The organism is Lentibacillus halodurans (assembly GCF_900112045.1).
Taxonomy (GTDB): Bacteria; Bacillota; Bacilli; order Bacillales; family Amphibacillaceae; genus Lentibacillus; species Lentibacillus halodurans.
The window spans coordinates 44,041-57,376 of sequence record NZ_FOJW01000008.1 but is presented as its reverse complement, the minus strand read 5'-3'; the positions used below and the strand labels follow the sequence as shown (position 1 = coordinate 57,376).

Annotated in this window: 9 protein-coding genes and 1 pseudogene; 1 reads left to right on the top strand and 9 read right to left on the bottom strand. The window is 39.2% G+C overall.

From position 1 onward, the window contains the following. Nucleotides 1-168: 168 nt before the first annotated feature. The 6 genes from BM195_RS18090 to BM195_RS10710 form a co-directional block, all read right to left on the bottom strand. Nucleotides 169-285 carry a proline racemase family protein gene (locus BM195_RS18090; protein ID WP_170848231.1) on the bottom strand — a complete coding sequence of 39 codons (117 nt, stop codon included), beginning with the start codon at nucleotides 283-285 and terminating at the stop codon, nucleotides 169-171. Between the two features lie 150 nt (nucleotides 286-435). Continuing rightward, nucleotides 436-558 (bottom strand): hypothetical protein, encoded by a 123-nt coding sequence (locus BM195_RS18865; RefSeq protein WP_280141263.1) that lies wholly within the window; start codon nucleotides 556-558, stop codon nucleotides 436-438. Nucleotides 559-662: 104 nt separating this feature from the next. Beyond that, complete coding sequence (locus BM195_RS10725) at nucleotides 663-2,003, bottom strand: purine-cytosine permease family protein (protein WP_090237707.1); 1,341 nt, start codon at nucleotides 2,001-2,003, stop codon at nucleotides 663-665. A gap of 299 nt (nucleotides 2,004-2,302) precedes the next feature. Then, nucleotides 2,303-4,036 (bottom strand): hydantoinase B/oxoprolinase family protein, encoded by a 1,734-nt coding sequence (locus BM195_RS10720; protein ID WP_425283915.1) that lies wholly within the window; start codon nucleotides 4,034-4,036, stop codon nucleotides 2,303-2,305. After that, the gene (locus tag BM195_RS10715) at nucleotides 4,037-6,082 is read right to left on the bottom strand and encodes a hydantoinase/oxoprolinase family protein (protein WP_090237705.1); all 2,046 of its coding nucleotides are present in this window, start codon (nucleotides 6,080-6,082) and stop codon (nucleotides 4,037-4,039) included. A gap of 42 nt (nucleotides 6,083-6,124) precedes the next feature. After that, nucleotides 6,125-6,667: a helix-turn-helix domain-containing protein gene (locus BM195_RS10710; protein ID WP_090237703.1), complete on the bottom strand. Its 543-nt coding sequence runs from the start codon at nucleotides 6,665-6,667 to the stop codon at nucleotides 6,125-6,127. 283 nt (nucleotides 6,668-6,950) lie between these two features. Here BM195_RS10710 and BM195_RS10705 point away from each other — a divergent pair, with 283 nt between their 5' ends. Continuing rightward, nucleotides 6,951-8,057 carry a M24 family metallopeptidase gene (locus BM195_RS10705; protein ID WP_090237701.1) on the top strand — a complete coding sequence of 369 codons (1,107 nt, stop codon included), beginning with the start codon at nucleotides 6,951-6,953 and terminating at the stop codon, nucleotides 8,055-8,057. Nucleotides 8,058-8,610: 553 nt separating this feature from the next. On the opposite strand, the gene BM195_RS19160 is transcribed toward BM195_RS10705, so the two are convergent. The 3 genes and pseudogenes from BM195_RS19160 to BM195_RS10695 all read right to left on the bottom strand — a co-directional run bounded on the left by BM195_RS19160 (nucleotide 8,611) and on the right by BM195_RS10695 (nucleotide 13,292). Next, a complete protein-coding gene (locus tag BM195_RS19160; protein WP_425283918.1) occupies nucleotides 8,611-8,862 on the bottom strand; it encodes an FIMAH domain-containing protein in 252 nt (83 codons plus the stop codon). A 33-nt stretch (nucleotides 8,863-8,895) separates the two neighbouring features. Beyond that, a pseudogene (locus BM195_RS10700) lies at nucleotides 8,896-10,439 on the bottom strand (CocE/NonD family hydrolase); the annotation flags it as partial. 132 nt (nucleotides 10,440-10,571) lie between these two features. Then, entirely contained in the window at nucleotides 10,572-13,292 is a 2,721-nt protein-coding gene (locus BM195_RS10695) for a M64 family metallopeptidase (RefSeq protein ID WP_090237699.1), read from the bottom strand. Between the last annotated feature and the right edge of the window lie 44 nt (nucleotides 13,293-13,336).

The following is a 13,336-nucleotide window of genomic DNA, read 5'->3' as shown; positions in this document are numbered from 1 at the left end:
TGTGCCAATTTTACAGATTTTTTTGGAAGCTTAACAAACACTGATAGGGGCAAGAATTTTTTAATAACCTACATGAAACTATATATTTATTATTCAAATAACTTTGACATATGCCATGATATGTATATTTTTTTGAATAATTCTCAGATCCCAACCGTTCATGATAAATTATTCAAACAAAAATCCCTCTGGTATCTCATCCCGTTCATCCACTAGAAAATTGATGAAATCTGTGATTTTTGCTGTACCTGTAATCTTTGGTACAACTGCTTTATAATTTCTCACTTCCGTATTCCTAATGTCTCTTTTAAAATACTTTCATGGAAGAAAATATCCACTTCAAATATTTCCTGGCGTTCATACAGATTTGCCACCCTGCACTTGTCCCAGTCTCAAACATTCCATAATGTCCACGCAATTCATTCATTAAGATTTTCAAGATGTTGCTCTGCTGTCTGCCTGTGTATCTCCTTTTATTTCAGGAAGGCCATCCATTATGATTCTTAATTGCTCCAGCAACATGTATACCAGCATTTGATAGTATTGGTTAAAATTCATCCTTTTTCTTCCTCTGTCTCCTTAATCGGACTTTTTTTATACCAAACCAAAAAGTCAAACAGTACATTAAACACTAGTGTGCTGTTTGACTTTAAATACTAGAATCAATTTGCTTCTAATTTAGTATCAATGTCATCGTTATCAATGTTTTGAGTAAACTGATCTGGAGCTCTCCGCGCTTTAACTTTCATCGCTATATAATAAACTACTCCGGTAACAATTAACGACTGTACAGCCGGGATTCCAAAAACAATCACATATTGTGTTAAATAACCTACTAATGTTCCCGCTGCCATCGCAATTGTTGCCATCCAGTTCCATCCATCGTTATCTTTCCATGTCTGTTTTCGAATAAAAAAGAAGTCAACCATCATTACGCCTGCAATTGCGGGGTATACGATTGCTGTCATATTCAAAAAATCTGTAAAGTAATCAAGGATTCCTGCAAGTGCCACAATGATAGCAAGTACAGTTCCCGCAAAAGTAAGAAATGCTCTGCCTTTATTCGAATTAACATTAAGCATATTGGAAAAAGCCAGTCCCATACTGTAGTTATTCACTAGTTGGCTCGTCCAAGTAGCAAACCATAAAATTAAAAAGCCCCAAAAAGGAAATCCTAAATTCATCATTACGTTAACAATGTCAGCATCTCCTACTCCTACAGACATAACTGCTCCAACCATAAATAATGGAAATCCTACAAGAACAATACCTGTAGGAATCAGTGCATTATCTTTGATTGATGGCTTTGCATAGCGCGTATAGTCAGCAGCTATTACCCATTGAGAAACATTTGCTCCAATAATAAGACTAATCGCAGCAAAAATACCTATTGTGGGTTCTGGATTCCAATTGGATACCGTTTCCAATCCATTACTATCTAAAGCATAATAAATACCAGCAACAACTAATAGTAAACCAGCAGGAACTGCAATATAATCCGTCCACTTCATCGAACTATAACCAATAATTGATGGGATAGCAAATAGCAAGCCTGCCACTATTGTAATCAGTGCCCATAATCCCCATTGTGAAGTATAATCAACACCTAACATTGCAGAAATTGCGTTTCCTGCGACCGATGTTTGTACAGCCCACCAACCAAGCGAAACAACAAAAATGGTTAGACCGACAATAAATCGTGCCTGCTTTGCTCCAAAACTAGTACGCGCAATGACCGAAGAAGATCGACCTGTTTTTGCTCCAATATAGCCTTGTAATGCGTTCCCGATCCACTGGATACCAAAAAGAGCGATGATTAGAATAAAGAAAATCTCACTAAGGCCATAGCTTCCTGCCAAGGTTGCTCCCACCATTAAAACAGGAATCGTAAATTCAAGTCCACCAAAGATCATGGCGGGAGTGATCCAATGTTGCCTTTTATCATCTGGAATGGCTTGCAATGCTTCATCTTTTACGATACTACCTGCATTTTTATCACTCATTTTTTGTACATACTCCTTTTTTTAATTGTATTTTTTTGTGTTTATCTTGAAAGCTCATTAATACAGTAAACAGAACACTTAACAAATATCAATAATATTCAGAAATAAAGGAAGTAATTGTAGTAGAAAAGTTTAACTTTTCTACTACTCGTTTCCGGTCTATTTTCCTTCACAAGTACCCAGACAACTTAGCATGGGTTTTCACCTGAGTTTGCAGGTCAATGCTGAACTTTCATTTTCTATGTTCCCTTTAACAATAACGTCAAAAAACCCTTATTATTTCGCTCCAACCTTGCAAATCACTTTCTGGCATTCAACTCCTGATACTCGAATGTTGTTGGATCAACTGCAACACCAAATAAAATCTTTGCTTCATCGACAGTATAATATTCATTCTTTACATCACTAGCAACTTGTTTTGCTGGACGTTTTAATGGATCTCCATAACCGCCACCAGTTGCGGTCATCAATTTTAAAACATCATTTTTCTGTAGTGTATAACGGGGATACACCCCATATGGTCCATCTACTTCTCCATTAGCTTTATTAATATAAAATTCGTTGACCGATCCTTCCAATCCACCCCCTGTTCCCCATAAACGATATTGATTACGTCCATAGGTGACTGTAGCTTCCTGTCCATCAGTCAAGGCTCGATACGACCTGATAACTCCCTTACCACCGATATACTCACCAGCTCCCGTGCCATCAACTCTCAGGCTATACTCATCAATCATTACACCATATCGTGTTTCCGCAACTTCTACAGGGACATTATAGGTTTCACCATCTAAAATACAGAATTGTCCGCTTGCTCCATCCTGGCCATCAGCTCCGCCCCACCCGCCAACAGAAGGTTCTACAATCAAAAATGGTTCATCAGTATCTTGATGTGAACCGGATAAAGTAACAGAACAAACTGATAGCAAATGCGCAGCCGCAAGCCTATCTGGTATATGTGGAGCCAATGCTTTCCATATTAAATCCGTACACCCGAGCATCGTTTCAAAATAATTTGACGTTGGGGCAGGTCTTTCAGCTGACATAATCGATTTTTCATCAGTAATAATCCTTAGTGGTCTAAATACACCATCATTTATATTTTGATCAGGATTTGTAATTGCTAAGAAAATTGTTCTAACAGCTGATGCAAGGCCAGTAAACGAACAATTTACAGGACCAGGAACTTGTGGATTGCTGCCTCTGAAATCGCAAACAAATTCATCATCTGTTACAGTCACATCAACTTGTATTGGGAAAGGGCCATTTCCAATGCCATCTGTTTCTACATAGCCATCTGCCTTAAACGTACCCTTCGGTAATTTCTCAAGTTCCTGTCTCGATATTGTTTCACCATGGTCCAACTGGTTATTAATAGCGGAGAGTACCGTGTCTTTGCCGTGCTTTTCACAAATTTCCCTGACCCTTCTCTCTCCCGTTTTAAGCGCTGCCACTTGTGCCCACATATCACCAATAGATAAGTCAGGGAAACGAACATTGGCACGGATGATCTCAACGAGTCCCTCATTTAGTTGGCCACCATCATACAACTTTACAGATGGAAATTGTAATCCCTCCTGAAAGATATCCCTTGAATCATTTGTAAATGAACCAGGATCTTTTCCACCAACTTCAGTCCAATGTGCCTTGTTGGCAGAAAAAGCAATAAGCTCATTATCGTAGAATATAGGCATGACTAATCCAACGTCTGATAAATGAGATCCCCCTCCACCATATGGATCATTAATGACAATGATATCCCCTGGTTTTAACTCACCCTTATCACCGTATTTTTTCAAAGTTTGTTTAACCATGAAAGAAAGCATTCCAATAAACCCTGTAACCCCATTGCCTTGTGTTAACAACTGACCTTTTGAGTCCGTTAAACCACTCGCATAGTCTAATACTTCATAAATTATTGGGCTCATCGATGTTTTTGCTAGAGCAATAAACATTTCATCCCCAGTAGCAAGCAATGAATCTTTTACAATTTCCAGTGTAAATGGATCTACCTTCGTCTCATTTAACATCATTTATCTCGCCCCCGTTTCGATTATTAAGTTTCCATAATCATCCACTTCAAGTGTTTGGCCTTGATAAAGTACGGTAACCGCTGCTTTTTCTTCAACAATTGCTGGCCCTTGAATTATTTCGTTCGCAGGCAACAATTCTCTTTGATAGACATCAGTTTGATTCCATCCTCCTGGAGATTCAAAATAAACATTTCTCGTTTCTATTTTCGCATCCTCCAACGTTGTAGTTGTTTCTCTTTTCTTAAATTCAGGCTTTTCAACTTCACCAAAAGCTGTAACGTGCAAGTTAACAATCTCTGTTTCGGTATCATCAAGTCTAAAGGTATAATTTTGCTCATGTAATTCATGGAATTTTTTGATGATTTTTTGTAAATGATTGTCCGACCAGTTACCATCTGGAATAGGTACTTTTACCGTATGCTCCTGACCAAGATAACGCATATCAGCATAGCGATTGAATACGACATCTTCTTTCCTAATGCCTTCATGACTAAATTGATCATATGCCTCATTGTCAATCTGATTCCACTGCTCCAAAATTTCCTTTTTATCAAGGTTTATCAGTCGTTTAATAAATGTTTTTATATAATCATGACGAAGATCACTCATCAACATGCCCCATGCAGAGAATACCGGTGATGCAACAGGGATAACGACTTTCTTGACTCCTAATTCCTTTGCAAGCGCAGGAGCGTGCATTGATCCACCGCCACCGAACGCAACTAATGTGAAATCTTGGGGGTTATGTCCTTTCCTGACCGATATAAGTTTAAGTGCGTTCAACATATTTGAGTTAGCGATTCGAATAATGCCAAGAGCAGCCTCTTCAGCAGTCATAGCAAAATTATCAGCTATTTTTTTCTGGATGACCTCCCTTACTAAACTTAAATCGACATCATAGTCGAAATTATCAGCTGAAAGGCGGCCAGTTATTAAATTGGCATCCGTCGTAGTAGGTTCTGTCCCGCCTTGTCCATACGATACGGGGCCAGGAATAGCTCCGGCTGACTCCGGTCCCACTTTAAGAGCACCAGCTTCATCCAGCCAAGCAATGGATCCTCCGCCATTGCCGATTTCGACAATATCAACTACTGGTGCTTTAATTGGATAACCCGCATTACGATCATTTCTTTCAATATAATAATCTGTAGAAACCTTCACTTCACCTTTTTCAATCAGGGAACATTTAGCGGTTGTGCCACCAATATCAAATGCTATCATATTTTCTTCGCCTATTAAGTCTCCAAGTACGGCAGCACCATAAATTCCTGCAACAGGCCCGGACTCCACCATGTTAATCGGAACTTTTTTAGCTTCTTCAAAGGTGGTTGTGCCACCATTCGATTGCATAATAAAATTTTGGCTCCCTGTATTGAAATCTGCTAATTTATTATCCAACCTATTGACGTAAGAAGTTGCGATCGGTTGAACGTAAGAATTCAATGCGACAGTATTTGTCCTTTCATATTCGCGCCATTCCTTTGTAACATCATGTGAAGCCGATACTGAAACCTCTGGCCACAGCTCTTTGATTAAATTAACCGTCTCTTTTTCATGATCCGGATTGACGTAGGCGTGCAAGTAAGCCACTGCTATTGCTTCCACATCTTGTTGCTTGAAATAATTAATTATATCTTTTACCTGTTCTTTATCCAAGGGAGTGATAACCTTCCCTTTATAATTAAGTCGTTCACTTACTTCCTTTCGCAGATATCTTTCAACAAACGGTTCAGGCTTTTTATAGCGAATATTGAATAAGTCAGGGCGATTTCCTCTGGCAATTTCTAAAACATCTCTGAACCCTTCTGTAGTAATCAATCCAGTTCTTGCACCTTTTCTCTCTGTTAAAGCATTAATGATAACAGTAGTGCCATGAATAAATGTAGACATAGCTTCTTTATTGATGTCGCTTTTATCCAATATATCAATTACACCCTGTTCAAAGTTTGGAGGTGTCGTAGGGCCTTTGGCAATTTCAACATGTCCGCTGTCATCAACATATACCAAGTCTGTAAATGTTCCTCCAATATCAGTAGCAACCCTCATATTTCCCACCCTTTCCTAGATCTGCCTTTTCAGATAAGTTTTCTAAAAAATAATCGGTGTCAATACACTCAACAATACTGCTTTTTCATTCAAAGGATTTTTCCACTCATGTACTTTCTCAGAAGGGAAATGAATTGAATCACCCGAATTTAAAATGTATTCCTTTTCTTCAATTTTGAATATAACCATACCTTTTATTACATGATAAAATTCTTCTCCAGGATGACTGTATTTTTCAACAAACAACTTGTTTGGAGGTAATGTTACCAGCATAGGTTCCATTTTTCGCTCTGGAAACTTCCCGGCTAAACGGATATGCTGAACATTAGACCCTTCTAGCTTAAATGGTTTTTGTTCCGTTTCACGGACAGCATAATTATGATTTTCAATTTCCCTGAAGAAATAAGTAATACTAATGTTGAAAGCATCTGAGATTTTTTTTAAAGAAGTTATTGCAAGTGATGATGATCCTCGCTCAATTTGCGAAAGAAAGCTTACTGACAATCCTGTTTTTTCGCTCAAGTCTTTAAGCGTCATTTCCTTTTTTAACCGCAAGCCCTTAATTTTTCTATGAATATTTTCCATTACGATTACGTCCTTTTTATTGTACTTATTTAAGTACAAACGGAATTTTTTCACCTCCATTAAATTTTTTATTATATTAACATATAAATTATAGAATTGAAAGAATAATTTATTTATTTTAAAAATTTGAATCAGTGTGTTTAGTTTATATTCTTCAATCTCTTGACAATATTATATAAATATTTATAATTAATCCTACTATTATTCCAAATTCACAATATACGCTAACCGTTCATTCTCAACTTTTTTAAATTCATGAAATAAGACTGGAAGGGGTATTTTTATGAAAGCCAATTACCAAAATAGACTGGGAACACTTCAAGAACGATTAGATGAAGAAAAAATTGATGTAACTATGATCACATCACCTGCAAATGTTTTCTATTATACTGGCTTCAATTCAGACCCACACGAACGATTCATGGCTTTACTTATTGATAACCGCACACAGGAATTCATCTTATTTGTCCCAGCGTTAGATAAAGCACTTGCTGACACCGATTCGTTTGTAAAAAATGTGGTACCCATTTCTGATGAAGAAGATCCTTTTCTTAAACTGAAAGAAAAACTAGGAAATAATATAAAAAATTTCGGTCTGGAAATGAAATCAGTGAGTATGTTTCAGCATGAGCAATTGTCAACTGTATTTCCTAACACTACATATGAAGATATACAACCTCTTGTGAACACCCAACGGCTAAGGAAATCCCAGAGTGAAATTGTGTCTGCTCAAAAAGCTGTCGACATTATTGAAACAGTTCTAGCAGATGGCATTAAAAAAGTAAAACCGGGTATGACAGAACTGGAGTTGACAGCCGAGTTCGAATTTTTGATGAAAAAGCATGGAGCAGTGGGACCTTCTTTTTCGACAATTGTATTATCAGGCGAGAAGGCTGCATTGCCTCATGGGATTCCTGGAAACCGTGTCTTCCAAAAGGGAGACTTCTTATTAATCGATATGGGCGTGGAAATAAAAGAAGGATATTGCTCTGATATAACGAGAACTTTTATTCTGGGAGAACCCACTGATAAACAAAAAGAAATATATGACATTGTTTTGCAATCTAATCAGGCAGGCATAAATGCTGTAAAAGCAGGGAATCAACTCAAGTCTTTTGACATCGAAGCAAGAAATGTAATCAAAGAAAATGGCTATGCTGCGTATTTCAATAATCGTGTCGGACATGGACTGGGTATTGAAGTTCATGAGGAACCATCTATTCATGAAAATAATGAACAGATTGCTGAAGGCGGTTTACTTTTCACGATTGAGCCTGGTATATACATCCCGGGATATGGCGGAATTCGCATAGAAGATGAAGTGTATATTGATGAAAGTGGAGAAGCAGAAGTTTTAACGTCCTATCCAAAAACATTACAAATTATATAATGCGACTCTAAAATTCTATCTTAGTGTTTCTGACATAACGAAAAACTGATGAAGTGATAACAGAAGAAATATGCAGATCTCTGTGGGAAAAACGGGAAAGTCGTGACCCTTTCATGACAGACAAGCGAAAGGCATTGATCAAAGTGTTGGGATTGATATTTACCCGAACGTGTCAACGCCATTTAACAGCAGGAAGCAGAAGATTTTTGTATTCCGGGGATTTTTTAAAGGATTGGATACAATTGGTCCGTATTCGGAAATGATCTTTATGACTTCTGGCCGAGCCTTGGAACCTCAGGCGAAATGAGAGAAGGGGCTTAAAAAAGAGAAAAAGCGCTACCGTAAAATACGTTGATGCTGTTTATTATCCAAGCATTGACGAAAAAGTCAGGATTTATCTTTAACGCTATCCATACCAAAAGGACTAGAAACTCCATTTTTCCATTGATGAGTCTGTCCTTTTGGGAAATGCTTGTATTCTATGTTTTCGGTTGGTCAATGAGGCTTTCTTCAAAGAAAACAATTAATTAAGAATGTACCTTCTTCTTTGACTTCATTGCCATTTCTTTATCAAGTAATCAGTATGAGCGATAAGAGTGTTATATGCACGTTCGGAAATCAACTCATTATCTCGCTGATATTCAAGCAAATCCTGAAATCCTTCCTCCATATGCTTAACAACCTTTTCAGCTTCTTCTTGATTTTCGTAATGGCTTACTGATGTCAAATGAAGCATCAAGGAACGGGCATCGTCAGAGTTCCCAAACTCGCCTTCTTCCTCTAAACTTTCAACTAGTGACTCCATACTATCTGCTGTCACCCTTAATGCATCATCATCCCCTACAATTGGTAATGTTAACTCACTAAGAGCTGGAAGTACTGTAAGTTCAGCGCCAGGATCTGGGCGAATAGTGTATTGAAATTCTCCCCAATCACTCTGATCAAGAACGATACCGATTTGGTTTCTTGGCTCAAATACATAGTCATGCGGCTGCATGTCCCATGTGAAAGTGTACTCCTGATTTGGAGTAAGCGGTACCGACTCTGAAGATGACTCCAAATTCTGTGGATCCATCCAACCGCGTGTTATAATCTCGGGACTTTCTCCATCATAATCAACAAGTAATGCAGTCAAGTTAGTCACTGGGCGATCAATACTAGCTTCTATTTTTATTTCCGGGGTTCCACTGATTCGAACTTGTTCCGTTAGCTCTGGGGAAAGATAGGCCAAACGATCTGAATTGCTTAATTCGATATCATCAATAATTTCATCGTCCCTCATAGATTGGTTGTCCAAAAAATATTCAGTATCCATGGGGTTGTTTACAATTGAATCAACACTTAGAATACCGCTTTCACCGTCTGTTCCAGCCTTGAAATGAAGTGTTGTCTCATCTTGCGGCCAATCATCTTGTTGATGCCATGTACCGTCTTCGCGCTGGACGTCAACGATTGGCTCATCCATGATGCCATTCTCAATACCATACAGCCAGTAATCAAACCATCTATGTTTTGTTTCTTGCCAATCATGATAGTCTGGTTCTTCATGTTCACCTTGGTGAAGCCACAGTTTTCGGTCCACATCGTTCTCCCCTAAAGCCTCCCACCATTGCGAAAAATGCTTAGTCTTCGTATTCCAGTCATGAAGACCATGGACTACAAAAACACTGGCCTCGACGTTTTCCGCGTCCTTCACATAGTTACGCTCATCCCAAAAGTCGTTATAGTCACCTGTTTTACGATCTTGGTTTTGAACAAGCTCTAATAATACATCATCACACACTTCCGGGTTTTCCCGAGTTTAAACATATTCAGCCAAAAGGTTAGCGTCCCAAAAAGGATTGCCAGATACAGCACCGTTGGCACGATAGTAATCATACCAGCTGCTTATGGAGGCGATCGGTATAATCGTCTGAAGCCCCTCAACACCGGTGGTAGCAACACCATTGGGAAGTGTGCCATTGTACGAAACTCCAGTCATACCCACATTCCCGGTTGACCAATCGGCGGTAACTTCCTCGCCATCATCCCACCTCGATACGGACTCATTTCGAAAATCACTGGCACCTGAATGTTCGGCTCAGTATTCGGACGCATGACTTCGATCTCAACTTGATCGGGATTACCGTCACCATCACTATCAACCGTCGTTTCGACAAATAAATTTTCAATAATCACATCATCTGTTGAATAAATCGGTTGCGTCATGCCATCCTTAACCTCAATGCTTGTCGAATCCGATGCAGTTTCTGGAATAAGGTCATTAAGGTTTAAATGTTCTCCTTTGCCATCGGCATTGGCAAACGAAATCTCTACACCTGCTATGGGAGTGAGGGAAAGGAGTAAACACATCAACAAAAAAATGAGTATCTTTTTTCTCAATACTTTCAACTCCTATCATTTAGATTCTAAGATTCTATATTCATAGATTCATAGCCTATAACACTTAAAAGGGATAAAATAAATACAATATATTGGGTCTCTGCAGTTGGTACCTGCAGAGACCCTTGTAATCTAACTCCAAACTTCCTTCAGTGCATCAACCTGAATCGATAGACTCTCATAAGCCTCATTAGTGATTATCCCGTTCTCTAGTTGATGATCAAGTAGGTATTGGAAACCATCCATATGTTGTACAACTTTTTCTGCTTCTTCTTGGTTTTCATAATGAGCAACTGCCATTAAATGGCGTTGCAAAGCTTGGATAGATTCCCCGTTTGAGAATGCACCCTCTTCTTCGAGTTCTTCCACAAGGTTTTGAATGCTGGGTGCACTAACGCCAAGCTCTGCACATTGTCCAATTGCTGGACCATTGATGTCATTAGAAGCACCAAAATCGTTAATTTCAGTGTTATTTCCATTACACACCAACGAACCATTGAGCGTGTTTCCCGCCAAAATGGGTCCATACTCTCCATACTGCTCATTGTGAGAAATCTGGTGATTATTGGAAAGTGTGAGGCTTCCATTGAATTCATTTCCTGCAAGTGTGGTGTCACTGGCTGTTCCATGTATCGTGGATGCACCGCTCACAGCAGTTCCAAACATTTGTAAAACATTCGCATTATCAGCATTCAAACCACCATTTATCGAACTGTCGAAAGCCACGAGCGAAGCACCATCTTGTACCGTGACACCACCGTTCACAACAGTATCCTCAAGACATGTGACCCCTTCGCTTATGATTAATGGACCGTTGTGATCGTCGGAAATAACCTCGGTACATTCTGGTGATTCTCCGGGAAGAACAGTCACTTGGAAGTCTTCTGCTTCACCAATATTGCCCGCTGCATCAATCGCACGGTGTTCTATAATGTGACTGCCAAATCCAGGAATAAATGGACCTCCCGGATCATCTTCTGTATATTCCTGCTCAAAGGCAGCTTTCGATAAACCACCTGTTCCTAAATTACCATAAACTAAAGCTTTTTTCTCAGTACCTGAATGCGAGAATTTAAATGGTGTTCCTTCAGGTTCATCTGGGAAACCAAAATAGTTAAACCATCCATCTTTATTTAGACGGAATTCCCCTACAACAAAACCTGGTTGATCATCTTCTGGTTCAAGCAGCATATCAAATTCGTTGAAGTAAATATGATGCTCATCATTTCCAGATACAGTGGTGAGAGGATCTGATAAAGTTTTAGGTGCCGTTGGAAGTCCATTATCAACAGTCCAGGTAATGGTATCGGATTCACCTTCTGGATCTGATGGATCTGTTACAATTGCAGTCAGCTCCGATGCACCACTTGGCAAGTCAAATTCACTAAGGTCTAGATGTCTCGTATGATTTGAATCTGAAATTTCCTCACCATTTAAATTCCATGTCACGTCTAAAATACGGTCATTTGGATTAGTGGTTTCAACAAAAGCAACCTCATCATTTGCTAATGCATATCCAGTTGGAGAATGATTGGTAAATTTCACTTCGTTAAACGTATTTTCTTGAGATGAACCAATTACCCATTCTCTTGTTTGTGTCATTCTAGAACCATCCAGGAAATCTGGATTTCGGACAAATTCAGTCTGGTCTTTCACTGTTACTTTAACTGTATCCCCATTTTCTAATTCTAAGTTAGCAAGATCTAGATAGCGACTGTTATTCGTATCATCCAGTTTAGTACCATTTACTTCCCATGTTACGTCTAATAAATGGAACCTAGGGTGCATCGTTTGAACCCAGATAATTTCGTCAGAGCCAACTTCACCTTCTGGGGTTGACTGTAATGGCATTTCTCCTGCATCACGCATACCCGTAATACGTTGTGTCATGTGCTCTCTTCCTACTTGATCAAAGTAAAAACCGATCCAACGCATCATGGAATGTTCACTCGGACGCCAGACATTTGAACTAGTGTATGCCCCGCTTTCATACCCATCAGGATCAGCGGCGCGAATAATTCCACCGGATTCACTTTCTTCTCCTAACCATCGCCACCATTTTGCTTGTTGCTCCATCATTTCATCAGATGATAAGCGAGTGTGATGAATAGAGTTCGGTTCATCATCGTCATGAGGACCACCTGGAACGTCACGATCATTGTAAGGATATTCATCCTGTAAGTTACCTAATGAATGTCCTAGCTCATGCAGTGAAATAAGCGGGCCTTGTGGACTTCCTCCTGAAGTAGTGGCATGTACGCCTCCGATTCCACCATACGTAAAGGTATTGGCAATTGCCAATGTCTGGATGTTTTGGGCATCAGGGGATATTCCAAGTTCTGGTGCTAAGTGTTCTCTAATAATTTCATTACGTTTTTCTGCACCGCCATCCCCATAGTAAATACCACGTGCCAGTTCATCTGCAGGACAATCACCTGACCAAACATATTGGAGATTGAAAACGGTATCACGTCGAACATTACCGTCATCAGGATCACAGCTAATGCCAGAATCCTTTGAAGGAGTTTCAACCATGTATACATTAAAGTAATTTCGGTAGCTGCGGAATGGTTCTACACTCCATTGAACGTTTTGGTTCCTGTCCACATCCTCATGAAACTTATCCATTTCGTCTGCTGTATAACCATCACCGAAAATAACTAAATTAAGTCGTTCATCGGCTGGACCAGTCTCTTGAAGAGGAACAATGTTCACATCGCCAACTTCCAATTCTTCTCCTGAAACAGTTGATGTTTCTTGAATTCCTAGGTTATTTCCAATAAAACCTAGATTTGACAGCAAAAGCGTCAACACAAGAAACATGGAAATCATACCAATGCGTCTTTTTATCATGGACGAATTCCTTTCTTAATAAGATTCACAAGACCTTGTGTATC

What these genes read in the sequence shown, in the direction of transcription:
- BM195_RS18865 (WP_280141263.1), bottom strand. Translation starts at nt 558, where the DNA reads ATGAATTTTAACCAATACTATCAAATGCTGGTATACATGTTGCTGGAG.
- BM195_RS10725 (WP_090237707.1), bottom strand. Translation starts at nt 2,003, where the DNA reads ATGAGTGATAAAAATGCAGGTAGTATCGTAAAAGATGAAGCATTGCAA.
- BM195_RS10720 (WP_425283915.1), bottom strand. Translation starts at nt 4,036, where the DNA reads ATGATGTTAAATGAGACGAAGGTAGATCCATTTACACTGGAAATTGTA.
- BM195_RS10715 (WP_090237705.1), bottom strand. Translation starts at nt 6,082, where the DNA reads ATGAGGGTTGCTACTGATATTGGAGGAACATTTACAGACTTGGTATAT.
- BM195_RS10710 (WP_090237703.1), bottom strand. Translation starts at nt 6,667, where the DNA reads ATGGAAAATATTCATAGAAAAATTAAGGGCTTGCGGTTAAAAAAGGAA.
- BM195_RS10705 (WP_090237701.1), top strand. Translation starts at nt 6,951, where the DNA reads ATGAAAGCCAATTACCAAAATAGACTGGGAACACTTCAAGAACGATTA.
- BM195_RS19160 (WP_425283918.1), bottom strand. Translation starts at nt 8,862, where the DNA reads ATGGAGTCACTAGTTGAAAGTTTAGAGGAAGAAGGCGAGTTTGGGAAC.
- BM195_RS10695 (WP_090237699.1), bottom strand. Translation starts at nt 13,292, where the DNA reads ATGATAAAAAGACGCATTGGTATGATTTCCATGTTTCTTGTGTTGACG.